At 72.1% G+C, this 21,351-nt stretch carries 17 protein-coding genes and 1 riboswitch; of the genes, 6 read left to right on the top strand and 11 right to left on the bottom strand.

Translation table 11 applies throughout. The features are described from left to right. Window positions 1-73 precede the first annotated feature (73 nt). Window positions 74-1,765 carry an ABC transporter ATP-binding protein gene (locus Q6969_RS04330; protein WP_317229351.1) on the bottom strand — a complete coding sequence of 564 codons (1,692 nt, stop codon included), beginning with the start codon at window positions 1,763-1,765 and terminating at the stop codon, window positions 74-76. A 71-nt stretch (window positions 1,766-1,836) separates the two neighbouring features. On the opposite strand from Q6969_RS04330, the gene Q6969_RS04335 reads away from it, so the two are divergent. Further along, entirely contained in the window at window positions 1,837-2,442 is a 606-nt protein-coding gene (locus Q6969_RS04335) for a PH domain-containing protein (protein ID WP_317229352.1), read from the top strand. 53 nt (window positions 2,443-2,495) lie between these two features. Here Q6969_RS04335 and Q6969_RS04340 read toward each other — a convergent pair whose 3' ends face one another. The 3 genes from Q6969_RS04340 to Q6969_RS04350 all read right to left on the bottom strand — a co-directional run bounded on the left by Q6969_RS04340 (window position 2,496) and on the right by Q6969_RS04350 (window position 7,231). Beyond that, entirely contained in the window at window positions 2,496-3,677 is a 1,182-nt protein-coding gene (locus Q6969_RS04340) for an ABC transporter permease (RefSeq protein WP_317229353.1), read from the bottom strand. Between the two features lie 3 nt (window positions 3,678-3,680). Continuing rightward, a complete protein-coding gene (locus tag Q6969_RS04345; RefSeq protein WP_317229354.1) occupies window positions 3,681-5,207 on the bottom strand; it encodes an ABC transporter permease subunit in 1,527 nt (508 codons plus the stop codon). Window positions 5,208-5,386: 179 nt separating this feature from the next. After that, on the bottom strand, window positions 5,387-7,231 hold the full coding sequence (locus Q6969_RS04350) for an ABC transporter family substrate-binding protein (protein WP_317229355.1): 1,845 nt from the start codon (window positions 7,229-7,231) through the stop codon (window positions 5,387-5,389). A 289-nt stretch (window positions 7,232-7,520) separates the two neighbouring features. Between Q6969_RS04350 and Q6969_RS04355 the strand changes: the two genes are divergently transcribed. From Q6969_RS04355 to Q6969_RS04365, 3 genes are all read left to right on the top strand, one after another. Beyond that, complete coding sequence (locus tag Q6969_RS04355; RefSeq protein ID WP_317229356.1) at window positions 7,521-8,336, top strand: CPBP family intramembrane glutamic endopeptidase; 816 nt, start codon at window positions 7,521-7,523, stop codon at window positions 8,334-8,336. 109 nt (window positions 8,337-8,445) lie between these two features. Further along, window positions 8,446-8,853, top strand: a complete 408-nt coding sequence (locus Q6969_RS04360) for a DUF485 domain-containing protein (RefSeq protein ID WP_317229357.1) — start codon at window positions 8,446-8,448, stop codon at window positions 8,851-8,853. Between the two features lie 20 nt (window positions 8,854-8,873). Then, window positions 8,874-10,472, top strand: a complete 1,599-nt coding sequence (locus Q6969_RS04365) for a cation acetate symporter (protein ID WP_317229358.1) — start codon at window positions 8,874-8,876, stop codon at window positions 10,470-10,472. A 95-nt stretch (window positions 10,473-10,567) separates the two neighbouring features. On the opposite strand, the gene gcvP is transcribed toward Q6969_RS04365, so the two are convergent. From gcvP to Q6969_RS04385, 4 genes are all read right to left on the bottom strand, one after another. Continuing rightward, window positions 10,568-13,546, bottom strand: coding sequence for an aminomethyl-transferring glycine dehydrogenase (gcvP, locus tag Q6969_RS04370; protein ID WP_317229359.1), 2,979 nt, complete (start codon window positions 13,544-13,546; stop codon window positions 10,568-10,570). Further along, window positions 13,543-13,914, bottom strand: a complete 372-nt coding sequence (gene gcvH / locus Q6969_RS04375; RefSeq protein WP_317229360.1) for a glycine cleavage system protein GcvH — start codon at window positions 13,912-13,914, stop codon at window positions 13,543-13,545. Before gcvH ends, gcvP begins: the two co-directional genes overlap by 4 nt. Next, window positions 13,911-15,119 (bottom strand): glycine cleavage system aminomethyltransferase GcvT, encoded by a 1,209-nt coding sequence (gcvT, locus tag Q6969_RS04380; RefSeq protein WP_317229361.1) that lies wholly within the window; start codon window positions 15,117-15,119, stop codon window positions 13,911-13,913. Before gcvT ends, gcvH begins: the two co-directional genes overlap by 4 nt. A 140-nt stretch (window positions 15,120-15,259) precedes the next feature. After that, window positions 15,260-15,346, bottom strand: a riboswitch (glycine riboswitch). A gap of 188 nt (window positions 15,347-15,534) precedes the next feature. Beyond that, complete coding sequence (locus Q6969_RS04385) at window positions 15,535-15,999, bottom strand: SseB family protein (RefSeq protein ID WP_317229362.1); 465 nt, start codon at window positions 15,997-15,999, stop codon at window positions 15,535-15,537. Between the two features lie 86 nt (window positions 16,000-16,085). Here Q6969_RS04385 and Q6969_RS04390 point away from each other — a divergent pair, with 86 nt between their 5' ends. After that, on the top strand, window positions 16,086-16,496 hold the full coding sequence (locus Q6969_RS04390; RefSeq protein ID WP_317229363.1) for a BlaI/MecI/CopY family transcriptional regulator: 411 nt from the start codon (window positions 16,086-16,088) through the stop codon (window positions 16,494-16,496). Here the strand turns inward: Q6969_RS04390 and Q6969_RS04395 are convergent. Then, window positions 16,493-17,263 (bottom strand): copper resistance protein CopC, encoded by a 771-nt coding sequence (locus tag Q6969_RS04395; protein ID WP_317229364.1) that lies wholly within the window; start codon window positions 17,261-17,263, stop codon window positions 16,493-16,495. The genes Q6969_RS04390 and Q6969_RS04395 overlap by 4 nt on opposite strands. A gap of 160 nt (window positions 17,264-17,423) precedes the next feature. On the opposite strand from Q6969_RS04395, the gene Q6969_RS04400 reads away from it, so the two are divergent. Beyond that, window positions 17,424-17,822: a ChaB family protein gene (locus Q6969_RS04400; RefSeq protein ID WP_317229365.1), complete on the top strand. Its 399-nt coding sequence runs from the start codon at window positions 17,424-17,426 to the stop codon at window positions 17,820-17,822. Window positions 17,823-17,871: 49 nt separating this feature from the next. Here Q6969_RS04400 and Q6969_RS04405 read toward each other — a convergent pair whose 3' ends face one another. Further along, complete coding sequence (locus tag Q6969_RS04405; protein WP_317229366.1) at window positions 17,872-20,643, bottom strand: glycoside hydrolase family 43 protein; 2,772 nt, start codon at window positions 20,641-20,643, stop codon at window positions 17,872-17,874. 214 nt (window positions 20,644-20,857) lie between these two features. Beyond that, the coding region (locus Q6969_RS04410) for a GNAT family N-acetyltransferase (protein WP_317229367.1) at window positions 20,858-21,351 on the bottom strand (494 nt) is incomplete at its 5' end.

Consider the following 21,351-nt stretch of genomic DNA (forward strand, 5'->3'; position numbering starts at 1 on the left):
CCCGCCGCCCGCGCGCCCCCGCAAGGGGGTGCGGCGGGCGGCGGGCCGGGGCGTGCGGAGAGCGGGCGGCGGATCAGGCCGCGGGCGGCTGCTGGTCGCGCAGCGCCTCGCGGAGCTGGCGGCGCTCCTGCTGCTGGTCGGGATCCGGCAGCGGCACGGCGGCGATGAGCTTCTGCGTGTACGGGTGCTGCGGGTTCCGCAGGATCGACTCAGTCGGCCCCTGCTCCACGATCTTGCCGTGGTTCATCACCACGATGCGGTCGGCGAGGAGGTCGACCACCGCGAGGTCGTGGCTGACGAACAGGCACGCGAACTGGAGCTCCTTCTGGATCTCCTGCAGCAGCGCCAGCACACGCGCCTGCACCGACACGTCGAGCGCCGAGGTGGGCTCGTCGGCCACGAGCACCTTGGGCCGGAGCGCGAGCGCCCGGGCGATGCCGACGCGCTGGCGCTGGCCGCCCGAGAGCTCGTTCGGGTAGCGGTTGCGGAAGCTGCGCGGCAGCTCGACCTGGTCGAGGAGCTCCTCGACGCGATCGCTCTGCTGCTTCTTCGAGAACTGGCCCGAGAGCTCGAGCGGCTCGCCGATGCTCTGGCCGATGGGCCAGCGGGGGTTCAGCGAGGAGCCCGGGTCCTGGAACACGATGCCGATCTCGCGGCGAACCGCCCGGAGGTCCTTCTGCGAGATGCCGGTCATGCGGCGCCCCGCGACCGTCATCTCCCCGCCGGCGACGGGCAGGAGCCCGACCGCGGCGCGGGCGATGGTCGTCTTGCCGGATCCCGACTCGCCGACGACGCCCACGACCTCACCGGGGTGGATGTCGAAGGAGGCGCCGTACACGGCCCGGAACGCCGGCACGCGGCCGAGCTTCGGGTAGTCGATGTCGACGTCCTTGAGCGAGATGGCGGGCTCGGTGGTGCGTGCGGCGACCTCGACCTGCGCGGCCTCGCCGGTGCCGAGGTGCGGCACCGACGCGAGCAGCTGCTTCGTGTACGGGTCCTTCGGCGCCTGGAAGATCTCGCGGACCGAGCCGCGCTCGACGATGCGGCCGCTCTTCATCACGATGACGTTGGTCGCGAGGTCGGCGACCACGCCCATGTCGTGCGTGATGATGACGATCGCGCTGTTGAGGCGCTGGTGCAGCTTCCGCAGCAGGTCGAGGATCTCGGCCTGGATCGTCACGTCGAGCGCCGTGGTCGGCTCGTCGGCGATGAGCATGTCGGGGTCGCACGACAGCGACTGGGCGATCATCGCGCGCTGACGCTGGCCGCCGGACAGCTGGTGCGGGTAGGAGTCGAACGCCTTCTCCGGGTCGGGCATCTCCACGAGCTTCAGCAGCTCGAGCGCGCGCACCTTCGCAGCCGACGGGATGATCGACTGGTGGACGCGCAGCGCCTCCACGATCTGGAAGCCCACCGTGTAGACGGGGTTCAGCGCGGTCATCGGCTCCTGGAAGATGACGGCGATGTCGTTGCCGCGTGCCTTCCGCAGGGTCGCCTGGTCGGCGCCGACCATCTCGACGCCCTTGAGCCTCGCGCTCCCCCGGACCCGGCCGTTCTTCGGCAGGAGGCCCAGCAGCGACATGGAGCTGACGCTCTTGCCCGAGCCGGACTCGCCGACGATCGCGAGCACCTCGCCCGGGTTGACCGTGTAGTCGAGGTCGATGGCCGCGGGGATCCACTCGTCGCCGACCCAGAAGTCGACTCCGAGGCCGGAGACCTCGAGGATGGGGGCGGCGGGATCCGCCCCGTTCGCGTGAGCGCTCATGCTGCGGCCTCCTGGCTGGTGGAACTGGGGGTGTCGAGGGGCGTCGATGCGGGCCGTGGGACGATGAGGCCATGGACCAGCCCGTCGTCATCCGCCCGTCGTTCGGACGCCTGCTGACCGTGATCGTCTCGGCGATCGCGGTCCTGGTGCTCGTGAGCACCGTGGTCGGTGGTCGTGCCGACCTCCTGCCGACGCAGGCGTGGGGACCGCTCCTGCTGGCCTACGCCGCGTGGCTCGTCTTCTGGGCTCCTCGGGTGCGCATCGCCACCGAGGGCGTCGAGATCCGCAACGTCTTCCGCACGCACGACATCTCGTGGCCGGCGATCCGCCTGGTGGACACGAAGTGGGCCCTGAACATCACGACCGCGCACGAGCGCGTCACGGCCTGGGCCGCTCCGGCGCCCGGCCGGCACTCGAACGCCTACATCACGACGAAGGAGGAGCGGAACCAGCCGTACCTCAGCGCCATGATGCAGGACGCCCGTCGCGGGGACCTGCCGCGCACCGACTCGGGCGACGCGGCCACGGTGATCCGGCTGCGCCTGGCCGACCTCGCCGAGGCGGGCCACCTGGGCGGCCCGGTCGAGGAGGAGGCCCGCCGCGTCCGTACGCACTGGGTCGAGATCGCCGTGCTGGCGGTGCTGGTCGTCGCGACCGTGGCGAGCAGCCTGGTCTGAGACCGGACCGGAGCCGCGGGCGGGGCCGACGGGCCGGCGCGTCGCCGTGACCGTCATCGGCCGTCCGTGCGGTCGGACGCCGGGCCGTCGGCCTGCGAGTCCGGTCGCGCGGACCCGACGGGCGGCGGGACGCGGACGCCCTCGGCGCCCGAGCCTGCCTTCGGGCCGCTGTCGCGTCCGCCGCGGCCCGTGAGCATGGCGAACATCTGGCGGTAGGGGCCCTGTCCGCCCGGCATGCGCCGCTGGCGCGGGTCGAACGCGTCGCGCAGGCCGTCGCCGATGAAGTTGATCGACAGCGCGATGATGATGATGAACAGGCCCGGGAACCAGAACAGCCACGGCCGGGTGGCGAATGCTCCCTGGTACTCGTTGATGATCTGGCCGAGCGAGACGTCGGGCTTCACGATGCCGAACCCGAGGAAGGACAGGGCCGCCTCCAGCAGGATCGCCGCGCTCATGAGCAGCGTGGTCGACACGATGACGACGCCGATGGCGTTCGGGAGGATGTGCCGGAACACGATGCGGCTGTTCGATGCACCGGCGACCCGCGCGGCATCGACGAACTCGCGCTCGCGCAGGCTGAGGAACTCGCCGCGCACGAGGCGCGCGAGGCTCGGCCAGCCGATGAGGCCGAGGACGATGCCGAGTACGGCAGCGCCCAGGCCTCCGAAGGTGCGGCCGAGGACAGCGGCGATGACGATCACGGGGATGACGATGATCAGGTCGGTGAAGCGCATGAGGAGCGAGTCGATGCGACCGCGGAAGAAGCCCGCGAGAGCTCCGATGACGATCCCGAGGAAGGCCGCGATGATCCCGTACAGCACCATCACGACGATCGACTGCTGCGTCCCGCGCATGACGCGGGCGAAGATGTCGCGGCCGATCTCGTCCTGGCCGAATGGGTGCACACCGAACTGGAAGGGGAGGACCCAGGTCGGATCGCCGCCGTTGACGATGGGCGACGCGTCCTCGTAGCCCCACATCCACCACCCCGGGATGCGCAGCCCGAAGAACTGGATGCCGACGGAGGAGTACACGAGGATCGCCATCAGCACGAGCACCACGAGTGCCGTCATGGCGCCCTTGTGACGCAGGAACCGGCGGCGGACGACGGTGCCCTGGCTGAGGCCCTCGATCTCGCGCTGCTCGATGGTCAGCTCGGAGTTGGCCCCGCCCTCGGGCAGGTTCGGGTCGTTGTGGGGGTCGTTGGGGTTCCCCATCAGTGCGTTCGTCATGTGTCAGCTCACCCGGATTCGAGGATCGAGGACCGAGTACAGGATGTCGGCCAGCATGTTGAAGATCACGGTCAGGATGCTGGTGATCAGGATGAATCCCATCAACGGATTGAGGTCGGTGCGCGTCAGGGCCTCCTGGAAGATCGACCCCATGCCCTTCCACGCGAAGATCGTCTCCGTGATGACCGCGCCGCCGATGAGCGCGCCGACGTCGAAGGCGATGACGGTGGCGACGGGGATCATCGCGTTGCGGAACGCGTGCCGCATGATGACGGTGCGCTCGGTGAGGCCCTTCGCCCGTGCGGTGCGCACGTAGTCCTGGTTCATGACCTCGAGCAGGCTCGCCCGCGAGTAGCGCGAGTAGCTGGCCACCGAGATGAGCAGCAGCGCGATGGTGGGCAGGAGGAGGTGCGTGTAGCTGTCGAGCATGCCCTGCCAGACCGAGCCGTTGAGGCCCGGGGTGACGGCGCCGACGGTGGCGATGGGGCGCCCGCGCGTGTTCTGCACGTAGTCCGGCCACACCTGCATGACGCGGTCGACGATGATCAGCAGCGCTACGAGCCCGCCGGTGATGGCGGCGCCGCGCGCCACGATCGGCTTGTCGTTCTGGCCCACCACGTAGCCGACGACGATGCCGACCACGGCGAAGGCCGCGATGAGGACGAGCGTGATCCACCAGGGGGCGGAGACCGTGAGCACGTACTGGAGCGGGAACCAGAGCGCGGCGCCGAGGGCGGCCATGCCGAGCGCGGAGTAGAACGCGCGCCGGTTGCGCAGGCCCGTGGAGAGCGACGTGATGAGCACCGCGATGAGCGCGCCGAGCGCGGCGATGAGGAGGATGCCGAGCCCCGGGCGCGCGAACCACTCGGTGATCGTGAGGTACGTGAGCACGATCGCGGTGATGACGGTGGCGGAGCCGAACACGACGAGGCGGGGCTTCGGGTCGCCGCCGATGATGCTCATCCAGACGAAGCCGGAGAGGAGGGACAGCACCACGATGACCAGCGGCGGTATCGAGGGGTCCGTCAGGAAGTCGTTGAAGCCGATGGCGACGTACTGCTTCAGCAGCACGGCCACGAAGAAGACGGGGAGGGAGAAGAAGAGGAACGACGAGAACGTGACCGTGTAGTCGTAGCCGCTGTACTGGCGGAGGGCCGTCGTCATGCCGATGGCGACGCCGATGATGACGGCGATGATGGTGGCGATGGTCACCAGCTGGATGGTCTGGCCGGCCGCCGTGGCGATCATGCCGTTGACCTCGCGGCCGTCGATGGCGCGCCCCAGGTCGATCTGGCCGATGAACACCTTGAACACGCCCGCGAGCCAGGTGAAGTAGCGCAGCGGCGGCGGCACGTCGAGGTTCAGCGCCTCCGTGCGGGCCGCGATGAGCGCGTCGCGGTTGGGCGAGGGCGACTCGCGCAGGTCGGCGAGCGGATCACCCGAGTTGGCGGCCAGGTTGTAGATGATGAAGCTGGCGCCCAGGAGGACGAAGAACGACGCGACGAGGCGTCTCAAGACGAAGGTAAGCACAGGGCGACGACGTCCCTTTCTGTGTTCGGCCAGGGCTCGTGACCCGACCCGACGAGAGCATACGCGGCCGGATCCGCGGATCACGAATCGGCAACGGACATGGAGAGGGTGCCGAGGCCAGGTGGCCTCGGCACCCTCACGCTCACCCCGTTCGGGGGTGCGCGTTCACTGCTGCCGTGCTACTCGGCGGAGGTGTTCGCCGGTGCCCACTCGTCGAAGTTCCAGAAGAACGTCGGGGAGAGGAAGGCCGGCTTGACGCCCGTCACCGTGTCGCTCCAGGCCGTCAGGCCCGGGAACTGGAAGATCGGCGTCGTCCAGCTCTGCTCCTGGATGAGCGTCTCCGCCTGGATCAGGATCTCGCGCTGCTTGTCCGGGTCGGTCTCGGTGTCGAGCTGCGTGAACAGGTCGTCGATCTCCGGGTTGGACCAGCCGTAGTAGTTGTTGATGCCGCCGGTCTGGTAGTTCGGGCCGGACTCGCCGACCGCCAGGCTCGTGGACTGCCATCCGAAGAGGGCGATGTCGTACGAGTCGGGCTTGCTGGAGAGGTCGGCGCCCCACGTCGCGCTGTTCACGTCGATGAGGTTGAAGCCGGCCTGGCTGGCCGACTGGCGCATGAGCTCGAACTCCTGCTGGCGACGCGTGTTGCCCTGGCCGTAGAGGACGCGGGCGTCGATCGTGCCCGTGACGCCGGCCTCGGCGAGGAGCGCCTTGGCGCCCTCGATGTCGACCGTCTGGTCGGCGTAGCCGTTCTCCTTCACGGAGGCCTCGTAGTTCTCCGTGCCGGGCACGAAGACGTTCGAGTTGCGGAGCTCCGCGTCCTCCTGGAGGGGCTTGATGAGCTTCTCGAGGATCTCCTCGCGCGGCAGGGTCTTGAAGAACGCCTGGCGGACGAGCTTCGCCTTCTCCTCGTCGCCGCCGAACTTCGACGCGTCGAACGCGCCGCCGTTGGTGGTCTGGAGGTCGACGTGCTCGTACGTGCCCTCGGCCTGGCCCTTGTACTCGACGCCGCTGAGGCCCTGGACCTGCTTGAGGAGGTCAGCCGTGGGCTGGCCGGACGCGATCGAGACCTCGCCGTTCTCGAGGGCCTGGATCTGCGCCTGCGGGTCCGCGATGAAGCGGACCGTGATCTCCTGGTACTTCGGCTTCTTGCTGCCGGTGTACTCGGGGTTCGCGGTGAGCGTCACGTACTGGTCGGCCTTGAGGTCCGAGATGACGTACTGGCCGGTGGCCAGCGTCTTCTGCGCCTCGGCGGGCATGTCCGAGTAGCGGTAGCCGTCGTTCCAGATCTTGGAGACCGGGGCGAGGACGCTGGCGTCCTTGTCCTGGATGGCCGTGATCAGCTTCTCCTTGGCGTCCTCGGCCGACAGGTCGTCGTCCGGGAAGGCGAGCTGGGTCGTGCCGTGGGCGGAGACGCCGACGCCGTTGCCGGTCGCGACCTCCCAGTCGACGTACGGCTTGTCGTACGTGTAGGTGAGGCTGCGGCCGTCGTCGCCGATCTCGGGGGTCTGCGTGACGAGGCCGAGGCGGGTGTCCGCCACGGCGCCGGAGTTGAAGAAGACCTGGTCGTCGCCGGTGGTGACCGCGCCGGTCTCCTCGTCGGTCTGGACGTCGTCGCCGCCGACCGTGTTGACGTTCGTGGTGTTCGCCGCCCAGTTGAGCAGCATGTCCGCGGCGTCGACGGGCGTGCCGTCGCTCCACTTGACGCCGTCCGCGATGGTGAACTTCACCACGAGCGGGTCGTCGGAGACCTTCTCGTAGGTGCCGAAGTCCTCGTCCTTCACCAGGGTCGGGCCGTCGTCGTAGTAGTTGAACGAGCGGTTCGTCAGGTAGACGATGTTCGTGTTGGCGGTCGCGTTGCCGGTCGCCGACAGGTTGTTGTACTCGAGGAACGGGTCGTTCCAGGCCACGGTGATCGAAGAGCCGTCGATGACCTCGGACTCCTGAGCAGGCGCAGAGCAGCCGCTGAGGACGAGGGCACCGGAGACAATTGCAGCACCAGCCACCACAAGGCGTCTGATTTTCAATGTTCCTCCTGTGCATGGGAATGGCGCGGACCCACCGTGCGTGCGGTCGACCGCGCAGATAAGAACGACCCTAGGTACGGCTGGGAGTCTTTGCAAAAACTGGACGCAAACGTTACATACCGGTAACTCGGACGCGCGGATCCGCGCGTCGGGGTCCGGATCCGTGCGTCTCGACCGTCGGGATCGCGTGTTCCCACCGCCTCCGGCGACGGATCGCGTCGTCAGGGGCCTCACCGGCCACGCACGGCCGCCCGGCGGTCGGGCAGATGCGCGCGCCTAGGATCGGCCCGTGCCCGACGCCCCCGACCGCCCCCGCGCCCCCCGTCCGCTCCCGGAGCCCGCGACGCGGACCAGGCTCCGGTGGGAGATCGCGATCGTGCTCGGGCTGTCGCTCGGGGCGAGCGCGGTGTACTCGGTCCTCCGCATCGTCGACCTGTCGACCCGCGCGGAGTCGCTCGGCTCGCAGAGCGCGACCATCAACCGGAGCCTGAACGACCGGCAGGTCTTCGACCTCCTCTACCAGCTGCTCGACGTCGCCACCGCGCTCGTGCCGGTGGCCCTGGTGCTCTACCTCCTGTGGAAGCCCGGCCGGAGCGCGTTCCGCCGCATCGGCCTCGACCTCACCCGGCCCGGACGCGACGTCGCCGCCGGGTTCGGGCTCGCCGCGCTCATCGGCGTGCCCGGGCTCGGTCTGTACTTCGCGGGCCGGGCCCTCGGGATCACCGTGGATGTGGTCCCCACCGCCCTCGACTCCTACTGGTGGACCGTGCCGGTGCTCGTGCTGGTCGCGCTCCGCGCGGCCCTGCAGGAGGAGGTGATCGTCGTCGGCTACCTCTTCACGCGGCTCCGCGAGCTCGGCTGGGGGAACGGGCGGCTCGGGACGTGGACCGTGATCCTCGCCGCGGCGGTGCTGCGGGGCAGCTACCACCTGTACCAGGGCTACGGGCCCTTCGTCGGCAACGTGGCGATGGGGGTCGTGTTCGGCTGGTGCTACGTGCGGTTCGGCCGGACGGCGCCCCTCGTGGTGGCCCACCTGATCCTCGACGTCGTGAGCTTCGTGGGGTACCCGGTGGCGCTGCAGCTGCTGCCCGGCCTGTTCTCCTGAGCCGGATCCGTCGCGAGGTCCGGGGGCGGGGCCCTGGTCAACACGCCTCGCCTGTGCCTAACCTGGGAGTGCCGCACGACGAGGTGCGGCCTCATCTCGAGGAGATCACATGGGCGACGCCGCTCATCCGGTCGGGGACCCCCGGCCGGCCGTCGACTACCGGGAGGTCGAGGACTCGGCCCGGTTCCGGGAGCTGAAGCGCGCGCACCGCGGCTTCGTCTTCCCGCTGGCCGTCGCGTTCCTCGTCTGGTACTTCGCGTTCGTCCTGCTGTCGGACTACGCGCACGAGTTCATGTCCACGCCCGTGATCGGGAACGTGAACCTCGGGATCCTGCTGGGGCTCGGGCAGTTCGTCACCACGTTCGCCATCACCACCTGGTACGTGAGCCGGGCGAACGCGCGCTTCGACCCGATCGCCGCGGAGATCCGCGCCGACCTGGAGGAGCGCGAGCGCGTCGCTGCGGCGGGACCCCGCGGATCCACCCCGCCGAAGCGCCGGAAGGGCGGCCGACGGTGAGCGCGCCGGGCGTCTCGGCCATGGCCACCACGCCGACGACCGACACGGGCGATCCGGTCCTCAACATCTCGATCTTCGGGGCGTTCGTGGTCATCACCCTGGTGATCGTCTTCCGCGCGAGCCGGAACAACTCCACGGCCGCGGACTACTACGCGGCCGGCCGCTCCTTCACCGGGCCGCAGAACGGCACCGCGATCGCGGGCGACTACCTCTCGGCGGCGTCGTTCCTCGGCATCGTCGGCGCCATCGCCATCAACGGGTACGACGGGTTCCTCTACTCCATCGGGTTCCTGGTGGCGTGGCTCGTGGCCCTGCTGCTGGTCGCCGAGCTCATGCGCAACACCGGCAAGTTCACGATGGCCGACGTGCTGAGCTTCCGACTCAAGCAGCGTCCGGTGCGGCTGGCCGCGGCCACGACGACGCTCGCGGTCTGCTTCTTCTACCTGCTCGCCCAGATGGCGGGCGCCGGAGGGCTCGTCTCGCTGCTGCTCGGCATCGACGACCGGCTCGGGCAGTCGCTCGTGATCGCGGTCGTCGGGGCGCTCATGATCGTCTACGTGCTCGTCGGCGGGATGAAGGGCACCACCTGGGTGCAGATCATCAAGGCGTGCCTGCTCATCGCGGGCGCCGCCGTGATGACCGTGTGGGTGCTCGCGATCCACGGGTTCAATGTCTCGGAGCTCCTGGGCGCCGCGGCGGCCGCGGCCGACAAGCCCGTGCTCGAGCCCGGCAACCAGTACGGGGCCACGGGCATCACGAAGCTCGACTTCCTGTCGCTCGCGCTCGCGCTGGTGCTCGGCACGGCGGGCCTCCCCCACGTGCTCATGCGCTTCTACACGGTGCCGACCGCGAAGGAGGCCCGCCGGAGCGTCGTCTGGGCGATCTGGCTCATCGGCGTCTTCTACCTCTTCACCCTGGTGCTCGGCTACGGCGCGGGCGCGCTGCTCGGCAGCGAGCGGATCCTCGCGGCCCCCGGCGGCGTGAACTCCGCCGCGCCGCTCCTCGCGCTCGAGCTCGGCGGGCCGATCCTCCTCGGGATCATCGCCGCGGTGGCCTTCGCCACCATCCTGGCGGTGGTCGCCGGGCTGACCATCACGGCGGCGGCGTCCTTCGCGCACGACGTGTACGGCAGCGTCATCAAGAAGGGCCAGGTCTCGGCCAACGGCGAGGTGCGGGTCGCGCGGATCACGGTCGTCGTGATCGGGATCGTGTCGATCCTCGCGGGCATCGGCGCGAACGGGCAGAACGTCGCGTTCCTCGTCGCCCTCGCGTTCGCGGTCGCCGCGAGCGCTAACCTGCCGACGATCCTGTACTCCCTCTACTGGCGGCGGTTCTCCACGCGGGGCGCGGTGCTCAGCATGTACGGCGGCCTCGGGACGGCGCTCGTGCTGATCGCGTTCTCGCCCGTGGTGTCGGGCGCCGAGACGTCGATGATCCCGGGAGCCGACTTCTCGTGGTTCCCGCTGAGCAACCCCGGCATCGTGTCGATCCCCGTCGGGTTCCTGCTCGGCTGGATCGGGACGGTCACGTCGACGCGCAAGGAGGACGCGCTCGTCGCGGCCGAGATGGACGTGCGGTCGCTCACCGGGCACGGCGCCGAGAAGGCGACGGAGCACTAGGCCGACGGCGGCCGGACGTGCGACGAGGGCGGCGGGACCGGGTGGTCCCGCCGCCCTCGTCGTGCTCGCGTCGTCCGTCGTGCGTCAGCCCCGGATCAGGCGAACGCCTCCGGCGGCGGGCACGCGCAGAACAGGTTGCGGTCGCCGTACGCCTGGTCGATGCGGCGCACGGGCGGCCAGTACTTGTCGCGCACCAGGGTCGACACGGGGTAGACGGCGCGCTCGCGCGTGTACGCGTGCGTCCACTCCCCCGCGATGACGGACTCGGCGGTGTGCGGCGCGTTCCGGAGCGGGTTGTCGTCGGCCGGCCACTCGCCCGCGGCGACCGAGTCGGCCTCCTGCTTGATGCCGATCATGGCGGCGACGAAGCGCTCGACCTCGGCGAGGTCCTCGCTCTCGGTCGGCTCGACCATGAGCGTCCCCGGCACCGGGAAGCTCATCGTGGGCGCGTGGAATCCGTAGTCGACGAGGCGCTTGGCCACGTCGTCCACGGTCACGCCGGTGGCGGCGGTGAGCGGGCGGAGGTCAAGGATGCACTCGTGCGCGACGAGGCCGTCCTCGCCGGCGTAGAGGACCGGGTAGTGGTCGCGCAGGCGCGCGGCGATGTAGTTCGCCGAGAGCACCGCGGCGCCGGTCGCCTGCATGAGGCCCTCCGCGCCCATCATCCGGACGTAGGCCCAGCTGATGGGGAGGATGCTCGGGGACCCGTAGGGGGCCGCCGACACCGGGGCGCCGCCGTGCTCGATGGTCGAGACGACCCCGCCCTGCACGAGCGCGTGCACGTTGCGCTGCGCCTGCGGGTGGCCGGGCAGGAAGGGCGCGAGGTGCGCCTTCGCCGCCACCGGGCCGACGCCGGGCCCGCCGCCGCCGTGCGGGATGCAGAACGTCTTGTGCAGGTTGAGGTGCGAGACGTCGCCGCCGAAGTCGCCGAACCTGGCGAAGCCGAGGAGCGCGTTGAGGTTCGCGCCGTCGACGTACACCTGGCCGCCGGCCTCGTGGACGGCATCGCAGATCGCGCCGACCTCGTGCTCGTAGACGCCGTGGGTGGAGGGGTAGGTGATCATGAGGCCCGCGAGCGTGTCGCGGTTCTCGGCGATCTTCGCGCGGAGGTCGTCGAGGTCGACGTTGCCGAGCTCGTCGCATGCGACGACCACGACGCGCATGCCCGCGAGCACGGCGCTCGCGGCGTTCGTGCCGTGGGCGCTCTGCGGGATGAGGCACACGGTGCGCCCGGCGTCGCCGTTCGCGAGGTGGTGGCCGCGGATCGCGAGGAGGCCCGCGAGCTCGCCCTGGCTGCCCGCGTTCGGCTGCAGGCTCACGGTGTCGTAGCCCGTGACGTCGGCGAGCCAGGTCTCCAGCTGCAGCACGAGCTCCAGGTAGCCCTCCACGTCGTCGACGGGCGCGAAGGGGTGGATGGCCTGGAACTCGGGCCAGGTCACCGCCTCCATCTCGGTGGCCGCGTTGAGCTTCATGGTGCAGGAGCCGAGCGGGATCATGCCGCGGTCGAGCGCGTAGTCCTTGTCGGACAGGCGCTTGAGGTAGCGCATCATGCCGGTCTCGGACCGGTGCGTGGAGAAGACCGCGTGCGTCAGGTACTCGCTCGTGCGCACGGACGCCTCGGGGATCGACGACAGGTCGCCGGCCGCCCCCTCGTCGTCGGCGAGCTCCGCGCCGAATGCGCGGGCGACGACCCGGAGGTCCTCGGTGCGCGTGGCCTCGTCGACGCTGAAGCCGAGGGTGTCGGCGTCCACGCGGAGCAGGTTGACCCCGCCCCGGGCGGCGGCGGCGAGGATCTCGTCGGCGCGGCCGGGCACGGAGACCCGCACGGTGTCGAAGAACGCGGCGTGCAGCGGCTCGACGCCCACCGCGGCGAGCGAGCGGACGAGGCGGCGGGCGCCCCGGTTCGCCTGGCGCGCGATCACCCGGAGGCCCTTCGGCCCGTGGTAGACGGCGTACATCGACGCCATGACCGCGAGGAGCACCTGCGCCGTGCAGATGTTGCTCGTGGCCTTCTCGCGGCGGATGTGCTGCTCGCGCGTCTGCAGCGAGAGCCGGTAGGCGGGGTGCCCGGCCGCGTCCTGGCTGACGCCGACGAGGCGTCCGGGCATCTGCCGCTCGAGGCCGGCGCGCACGGCGAGGTACCCCGCGTGCGGACCGCCGAAGCCCATGGGCACGCCGAAGCGCTGCGAGGTGCCGACCGCGATGTCCGCGCCGAGCTCTCCGGGCGACGTGATGACCGTGAGGGCGAGCAGGTCGGCCGCGACGACCGCGAGGCCGCCCGCCGCGTGCACCCGGGCGATGACGGCGCTCGGGTCCCAGATGCGGCCGGAGGCGCCGGGGTACTGGATGAACGCGCCGAACGCGTCCGGCAGCTCCGCGGGATCCACCGTGGCGAGGTCGTGCGCGACCAGCTCGATGCCGAGGGCCGCGGCGCGGCTGTCGAGGAGCGCACGCGTCTGCGGCAGCGCGTCGGCGTCGATGAGGAAGACGGGGGTCTTCGCCTTCGAGGCCCGGCGCGCGAGGAGCATGCCCTCGACGACGGCGGTCGACTCGTCGAGCATGGACGCGTTCGCGGTCGCGAGCCCGGACAGCTCGGCCACCATCGTCTGGAAGTTGATGAGCGCCTCGAGGCGTCCCTGGGAGATCTCCGGCTGGTACGGCGTGTAGGCCGTGTACCAGCTCGGGTTCTCGAGCACGTTCCGGGTGATGACGGCGGGCGTGATCGTGTCGTGGTACCCGAGGCCGATCATCGAGGTGCGCACGCGGTTGCGGCCGGCGATGCGGCGGAGCTCCGCGAGCGCGTCGCGCTCGGTGGCGGCCTCGGGGAGCACGGAGTCGCCCTCGGTGCGGAACCGGCCGACCTGGATGGTCTCCGGCACCGCCTTCGCGAGCAGCGAGGCGATCGAGTCCTGGCCGAGGACGCCCAGCATGGTGGCGCGCGCCTCGGAGTCGATGCCGATGTGCCGTGCGCCGAACGCGCCGGGCGCGAACGCGGAGGACTCCTCCGCCGCATCCGGCACGGTGGAGGGGACGGGGGTCGCGGCCGGGCGCGTGCCGGCGTCGACGGCGGTCACTCGCCCACCAGCGCGCGGTACTCGTCGTGGCTGAGGAGCGCGGGGAGCGCCTCGAAGCGCACCTTCACCAGCCAGCCGGCCCCGAACGGGTCGCTGTTCACGAGGTCGGGCGAGGCGACGACGTCGTCGTTGACCTCGGTGACCGTGCCGTCGATGGGCGCGAAGAGCTCGCCGACCGACTTGGTCGACTCGATCTCGCCGACGACCTCGCCGCCCGAGAGCTCGTCGCCCACGGCGGGCAGCTCGACGAAGACGACGTCGCCGAGCTTGTCGGCGGCGTAGGCGGTGATGCCGACGGTCGCGACGTCGCCGTCGACCTGCACCCACTCGTGCTCGGCGGTGTACTGGAGGCTGGTCTGATCGGTCATGCGCGGGCCTTTCGCGAGTAGAACGGGAGGGTCACGACGGTGGCGGGCACGCGCGTGCCGCGGACGTCGACGGTGAGGCGCGTGCCGGGGGCGGCGAGCGCGGGATCTACGTACGCCATGGCCACGGGGTGGCCGAGCGTGGGCGACAGGGCGCCGCTGGTGACGATGCCGACGGGCGGCACGGCGCCCTCGGTCGCGTCCATCACGGCCTCGAGGGCGGCGGCGGAGTCGCCCACGGCCTCCTCGGCGTAGACGGGGTAGTCGGCGCGCGGTGCACGGCGACCCTCGGTGACGAGGCCGACGAGCACGCGCGCGACGGGGTCCGGGCCCCGCTCCACGGCGGCGCGCCCGCGGAAGCCGCCCTCCTTGCCGAGCGCGACCACCTTGCCGAGGCCCGCCTGCACGGGCAGCGTGTGGAGGCCGAGCTCGTGGCCGTAGAGGGGCATGCCCGCCTCGAGGCGCAGGGTGTCGCGGCAGGCGAGGCCCGTGGGCAGGAGCCCGAGCGGGGTGCCGGCGGCGACGAGCGCCTCCCACAGCGCGACGGCGTCCTCCGTGGCGACGTACAGCTCGTAGCCGTCCTCGCCCGTGTAGCCGGTGCGCGCGACGAGCACGTCCTGCCCGGCGAAGCGCGCCGGGGTCGCGCGGTAGTAGCGGAGCGCCTCGAGCGGCGCCTCGGTGTCGAGGCCCTCGGTGGCCTCGAGGATCGCGCGGGACACCGGGCCCTGGACGGCGATGAGCGCGACGTCGTCGCTCGCGTCGTCGACCTCGACGTCGTCGCGGTCCGCGGCGGCGTCGGCGAGGACGGCGAGCACGGGATCGTGGTTGCCGGCGTTGGCGACCACGAGGAAGGACTCCTCGCCGGTGCGGTAGACGATGAGGTCGTCGACGATGCCGCCCGAGGGGTCCAGCAGCAGCGTGTACTTCGCCTGCCACTCGGCGATGGCGGACAGCCGGCCGGCGAGGACGGAGTCGAGGAACGCCGCGGCGCCCTCCCCCTCGACGGAGATCTCGGCCATGTGCGAGATGTCGAAGATGCCAGCGGCCTCGCGCACGGCGCGGTGCTCGGCGAGGTCGCTCGTGTAGCGGACCGGCATGAGCCAGCCCGCGAAGTCGGTGAAGGAGGCGCCGGCCGCCTCGTGCACGGCGTGCAGCGGGGAGCGGCGGGGCTGCGCCTCGGCCGGGGCGTCGGCGGGTGCGTCGGGCATGGAGTCCTCCGGGTTCCTCCGGCGCGGGCGCGCCGGGTGCGGGACTCCCCCTCTGTCATGTGCCTGAGAGCTTCGCGCCGTCCGAGGACGGTGCTTTCACCGTGGGCGAGCCGTACGGGACGACTGCTTTTCAGAGTGGCCAGTGCATCGCGGTACAGGGACCTGAGAGATTGGCGGGGAGGCTTGCTCCTTCGGTGCTCCCGGAGGAGCTCTCCCGCGATGCGTGCGCGGCCGTGCTACGGGATCAGCATATCGAGCGGGACGTTTCCGTCGTGTGACGATCCGGGTCGCGTCCGCCGGACGTCGCGGACGCCCCGGACGCGACGACGCCCCAGACGCGACGACGCCCCAGACGCGACGCCGCCGCCGCCCCCTCCTCGGGTGCGACGGCGCCGGGTGGTCGGCGGGGCCGGGGTCAGACGACGTCGGGCGACGGCGCGGACGGGGTGGGAGCTCCCGGCTGCGTGCCGTCCTCGTCCTGGTCGATGACGCGGCGCACGTCGTCGGCGAGCTGCGCGACGCCCTCGGGCATCATCTCGAAGCCGTCGGTGGTGCCGACGTTGATGACGAGGCCGGTGCCCTCCGGGATCGCCTGGACGAGCTCGGCGGCGGGGATGGTGGCGACGTGGTCGGCGACGCTCGTGACCTTCTCGTCGATGCGGTCCTCGTGCGTGAACGCGGCGAGCATGGGCACGCCGTCGCGGTCGAAGAGGACCGGCTGGAGCTGGTCGGTCTCCGGGGTCAGGGGCGTCGCGGTGGGTACCACCACGGTCGTGTTGATGAACTCCGTGAGGACGGCGGTCATGTCGGACTCGCCGGCCTGGCCGCGCGCGATGGCCTGCTCGAGGGGGGTGGGCTCTCGGTCCTGTGAATCGGTCATGCGTCCATCGTGCCCGATCCGGCGGGGTGCCGGCTGACCGCGAGGGCGCGGGGCGCGGAGCGGGCACCGCGGGTCGGCGTAGGATCGTGACCTCCATCCGCCACCCGACCCGAGGGGAGCCGACCGTGTCGATCGGACGCCAGCGCCCCCGCGGAGAGCTCGAGGCCGCCATCATGGACGCCCTGTGGGACGCGGACGAGCCGCTCACCGGCAAGGACGTCGTCGCGCGCATCCCGGATCCGCGGCCCGCGCTCACGACCGTGCTCACGGTCCTCGACCGGCTCGGCCAGAAGGGCCTCGTCACCCGCTCGGACGAGGCCCGTGCCCTCACGTTCGCGCCCGCGCGATCGCGCACGGACCACGCCGCGTCGCTCATGTCGGGCGCGCTCGCGGCCACGAAGGACCGCGAGGCCGCGCTGCTCCGCTTCGCGGGGACGCTCGACGGCGACGACCTCCAGGCCCTGCGCCGCGCCCTCGGCGGGGACGACCGGGCCTAGCGCCGGTCGTCGGCGCCGTCGGTCGGACCGCCGACGCTCCGCCCGTCCTCGCCCGGGAACCGGCGCGACGACCGCCGCACCACCCCGAGCACGACGAGCACGGCGGCCGCGAGGATCACCAGGCCGATGAGGAGGAACACCCACACGGGCGTGGTCTCCGCGGCGTCGGCGAGCGGCACGGACTCGCCGGACTCCGCGTCCGTGGTGGGCGCGGGAGCGGACCCCTGCGTGCCCTGCGTCGTCATGGTGCCCTCGGGCTCCGGCGTCGCGGTGGCCGCGCTGCCCGCCCACGCGTCGCCGCATGCCGGGGCGGCGAGGACCGCGGGCGTGCCCGTGGTGTCGCCCTCGGGTGCGTAGGTGAAGGAGTAGGTGCCGTCGATGGGGTGGCTGTCGCTCGAGACCGCGCGCCACGTGACCTGGTACGTGCCCGCCGTGCCGAGCGCGATGCGGCTCGTGGCCGTGGTGCCGTCGACCGTGACGCAGCCGTCCTCGTGGAAGGTGCCACCCGAGGCGTTCACGACCTGGATGGCGAAGCCCGAGTTCTGCGCGTCGAGCGAGAGGAGGTCCTCGCTGAAGTCGAGGGCGATGGTGCCGGGCTCGGCGGTGACGGTGGCGTCCGCCGCGGGAGTGGATCCCACGAGGCGGTCGTGCGCGGAGGCGAGACCCGCGGGGATCATCGCACCGCCCAGCACGAGCGCGGCGGCGGCCGCGGCGAGCGCGGCGCGTCGGAGGGGGGACGGGGTGCGGGGGTGGAGCGGAGACGCCATGGGTCCATCATCCCCCGGCCGGGTCACCGGCGCCTGAGGCCGGAGGCGCGTCCCCTGGCGGTCACGGCCTCCCCCAGGCATCGACCTCGACCGGCGCGGAGGGGCAGGGTGGAGGGACGGCGGCGCGCACGGCGCCCGCACCCGAGCACGAGGAGGACCCGTGGCCCCCGACGACGACGACATGCCGAGCACCATCCGGCGCTCCCCCGAGCACGCCCAGGCGACCTGGTCGGCCGCGCACGCCTCCGCGGAGGAGCAGTACGGATCTGGGGAGCGCGCGGAGCGCACCGCCTACGCCGCGCTGAAGCACGGCTTCGAGAAGGTCGGCGACCACTGGGAGCCGAAGGACGAGAAGGGCCCCTCCGACGACGGGGCCGAGCGCCGCGGCGCGGGGACGCAGGGCGGGGTGGACGCGAACGCGTCGAAGGCGCACCTGATGGACTTGGCGCGCCGCCTCGACGTGAGCGGCCGCAGCCGCATGACGAAGGACGAGCTGGTGGACGGGATCCGGAAGGCGAACGACCGGGAGACCCGGAGGGCCCGCGAGAGCGGCGACTGACGCCGGGAGCGGGGACGCGCCGTGACGCGTCCCCGCTCCCGGCCGGTGGTCAGCCGACCGTCGTGCCGCCGCGGAAGTCGTCGAGCACCGTCAGCAGGGCACCCTGCGTCCAGAGGCCGACGCGGCCGGTCGCGTCGTGGAAGCGCTCGGCGTCCGCGGCGGAGAGCTCCGTCGTGGCGACGAGGTCGTCGTCGAGGAGGACCTCCACCGTGTCGTCGGCCGTGTAGCGCGCCGTGAGGACGTCGCCCGCGAGCAGCTTCACCGGGATCGCCGGGTAGGCCGTGCGGGTGCCGTCGGTCGCGATCGCCGTGGTGGTGATCGCCTTCGTGCGCGCGTCGTAGGTCACCGTGATCGCGCCGCGGTCGACCGTGCGGGCCGACTGCGACTTGAGCACGAGGCCGACCGACTGCGCGGTGCGGGACACCTTCGTGAGGCGCACCGCCGCCTCCTGCGTGGCGCCGAGCGCCTCGCCGTGGAGGAGCGCGCCGCCCTGGTACGGGCGGAGCGTGCCGGCCGCGAGGCGGTAGGCGGTCGCGGCGGTGGACCCGGTCCACGATCCGCCGACCGCGGAGCCGCGGCGGGCGAAGTCGTCGAGGACCGCCGCCTGCACCCGGAAGGTGCGCGTGACGGCCTGGGCGGGCGCGAACGCGTCATCCCCCGCCTGCGTCGCGGTGATGGTGCAGACGCCCGCGGACGTGGGCGTGAGCCGCGCGCCGTCGACCTCGCACGCCCCGGAGGCCGCGAACGACACGGGCAGGCCCGAGGTCGCGGTGGCCGTCACCGCGATGGGGTCGCCGCCCGCGGTCGCGCGGGTGGGCGCGGTGAACGCGATGCTCTGCTCGGCGAGCGCCGAGGGGCCGCCGGAGACCAGGAGGAAGCTGACCTGGACGTCCGGTCCCGCCGCCTTCGCGATCTCCACCTCCAGCACGCCGTCCGCCCCGACGACCGCGGTGTACGCGCTCGAGGAGTCGGCGCCGAAGGGCCGCGCCCGCTCGACGACCTGCCCGTTCAGCGTGATGCGCGCGGTGCGGCTCGCGGTGGTCCACGGGTCCGAGAACCCGAGGTCGACGCGGTGCTCGCCGGGCGTCAGCCCGCCGAAGGAGTACGTGAGCGTCGCGCCCGACTTCGCCCAGCGGAGCGTCGAGTACAGGTCGCCGCCGGCGTCGCCCTTCACGTCGCTCGATCCGGTCCAGCCCCAGGTGGTGCCGGTGGCGGGATCCGTGCCGAGCGGCTGCTCGGGCACCGATCCGAGGAGCGGCGCGTCGCCCGCGGCCGCCTGCACGACGGCCTTCCAGTCGGCCGTCGCCCAGCCGCCCGCGTCGACCGCGTACTCGAGGTCCTGCGGGACGACGACCACGCGGCGGACGAGCGTGCGCCCGTCGTCGAGCGTGCCGCGCAGCTGCACGGGACCGGCCCCGGCGAGCGCCGCGGCGTCCCAGGTGATGCCGGTCGTCGTGGTCGTGCCGTCGCTCCGCACCTCGACCTCGCCGGGCAGCGACGAGGCGTCGTCGGTGCGCACGGTGGCGGGGATCTCCGTCGTGACCTCCCAGGGCGCGTAGGCCGGGATGTCGCGGACGCTCCACGTGCCCGGGTCGGTGAGCGTCATGGATCCGCCCTCGCCGAAGGAGAGGGGCAGCCAGATGTAGGGCGCGTTCGCCAGGTCGTCCGGCGTCCACCGGTCGCCCATGTAGACGAAGCGGCCGTCCTCCGGGTCGATGGGGATCACCGAGGTGCTCTGCGACCCGAAGGTCGTGGCGGCGCTGTCACCCTGCGCGGGGTTGCCGCGGTCCGTCCAGGTGCCGAGGATGTCGGTCGCCGTCGCGTACGAGGCCGGGTTGGGGTTCCAGCCGGTCGCGCCCGAGGTGATGAGGTAGTAGGTGCCGTGCGACTTGAAGAGCACGGGCGCCTCGCGGTGCGCGCCGATGTAGGGGCGCGTGAAGTCGACGCCCTTCACCGCGTCGGCGGGCCCGGTCGCCAGCGCCGTGTAGTCGCTGTCGAGCTTCGAGATGTAGAGCGAGTAGTTCTCCTCGCTCGAGTAGATGATGTAGGCCGTCCCGTCGTCGTCGACGAACAGGTTCATGTCCCGGGCCATGCCCTTGCTGCTCGGCTGGTAGTCGGGCTCGCCCGGAGGCGCCTCGTGGAGCCGGTGGTCCTGCAGGTAGCGGAACGGGCCGGTCGGCGAGTCGGACACCGCGACGCCCGCGGTGGCCTTCGCGTACTGCGCGTCGCTCGTGGCGGTGGGACCGTCGGTGTGGATCCACATGACCCACTGGCCGGTCGCCTCGTTGTGGATGACCTTCGGGCGCTCCAGGATCGCGGCGGGGCGCGAGGACCCGGGCGCGGGCGTGGTGCCGAGGTCCTCGTAGACGGCGGCACGCGCGTCGGCGTCGAGGTCGCCGTAGAGGCCGGCGAAGAAGGGGTCGGCGTCGAACTGGTCGGGCGACGACATCGCCCGGAGCGCGAGGCCCTCGTCGGTCCACGCCTCCAGGTCGCGGGAGGAGTACACGTGCACGCCGGGACTCGACGCGTAGCCGTTGGAGCGGTCCTCGCCGTACCAGTAGTAGATGGTGGCGCCGGTCTCGTCGACCGAGGGGACGATCTGGCCGCCGTGCGCCTGGATCACGTTCCCCTCGGTGTCGAGGCGGGCCTCGCCCGGGGTGAAGGTCGCGTCCTCGACGGCGGCGGGAGCCGACGGGGCGACGGCCGCGGGCGCGGCGGCGGCGGCCGGCGCGTGCGCTCCGGACGGCGTCGCGGCGTGCGCGGGCAGGCCGGCGAGGGACAGGGCGGTGGCGAGGCCGGCGGTCATGGCGACCGCGCGCATCCCCCTCCGCCTCGGGCGTCGCTCGGGTGCTCCGTCCGCGGGCGTCCCGCGTCCTGGTGCGGATGGTTGCGTGATCATCATCGATCATCCTCCTGGTGCGCGATGCGGATCGGGACGCGCCGCATCGTCGCGGAGCCCCCTCGCATCGCGTCCCACGCTAGTCGCGGATTCCTCAGATGCCGGAAAAGGGACGCGGGGCGAATGCCGATCCCGCTCAGCCGAGGTCGACGCGGAACAGCTCGCACTCGGCGTCGTAGTAGCCGCGGGTGCGGCCGAGGGCGCGCATCCCGATGCGCCGGCACACGGCCTGCGACGGCGCGTTCGCCGGGTTCGTCACGGCCAGGACGCGCGTCAGGCCGCCGGCGGCCGCGTGCGCCAGGACGCGGCGCGCCGCCTCCGTCGCGACGCCACGACCCCAGGCGTCCGGGTGCAGGTGCCAGCCGATCTCCGTCTCGCCCTCCGCGGGCGCGTCGCGCGGGGCGGGATCGTCCGCCGTCACGGGATCCGCCGACGCGGGGAGCCCCTTCAGCAGCAGCGACCCGAGGAGGGCGCCGTCCGCGCGGCCGGCGATCGCCCAGATCCCGCGCACGGGGTGGTCGAACGCGGCGTAGCGGTCCGCGCGCGCGGCCGCCTGGGCCGGATCCGCCTCGACGCGGCCCGAGCCGATCCACCGCTGCACCTCGGCCCGGGAGTGCAGGTCGAGGAGGA

The sequence above is a fragment of the Clavibacter sp. MX14-G9D genome (assembly GCF_032917815.1).
GTDB classification, from domain to species: domain Bacteria; phylum Actinomycetota; class Actinomycetes; order Actinomycetales; family Microbacteriaceae; genus Clavibacter; species Clavibacter michiganensis_K.

Coding starts and splice junctions, on each gene's coding strand:
- Q6969_RS04330 (WP_317229351.1), bottom strand. CDS start 1,765: ATGAGCGCTCACGCGAACGGGGCGGATCCCGCCGCCCCCATCCTCGAG.
- Q6969_RS04335 (WP_317229352.1), top strand. CDS start 1,837: ATGGACCAGCCCGTCGTCATCCGCCCGTCGTTCGGACGCCTGCTGACC.
- Q6969_RS04340 (WP_317229353.1), bottom strand. CDS start 3,677: ATGACGAACGCACTGATGGGGAACCCCAACGACCCCCACAACGACCCG.
- Q6969_RS04360 (WP_317229357.1), top strand. CDS start 8,446: ATGGGCGACGCCGCTCATCCGGTCGGGGACCCCCGGCCGGCCGTCGAC.
- Q6969_RS04365 (WP_317229358.1), top strand. CDS start 8,874: ATGGCCACCACGCCGACGACCGACACGGGCGATCCGGTCCTCAACATC.
- gcvH (WP_317229360.1), bottom strand. CDS start 13,914: ATGACCGATCAGACCAGCCTCCAGTACACCGCCGAGCACGAGTGGGTG.
- gcvT (WP_317229361.1), bottom strand. CDS start 15,119: ATGCCCGACGCACCCGCCGACGCCCCGGCCGAGGCGCAGCCCCGCCGC.
- Q6969_RS04385 (WP_317229362.1), bottom strand. CDS start 15,999: ATGACCGATTCACAGGACCGAGAGCCCACCCCCCTCGAGCAGGCCATC.
- Q6969_RS04395 (WP_317229364.1), bottom strand. CDS start 17,263: ATGGCGTCTCCGCTCCACCCCCGCACCCCGTCCCCCCTCCGACGCGCC.
- Q6969_RS04405 (WP_317229366.1), bottom strand. CDS start 20,643: ATGCGCGCGGTCGCCATGACCGCCGGCCTCGCCACCGCCCTGTCCCTC.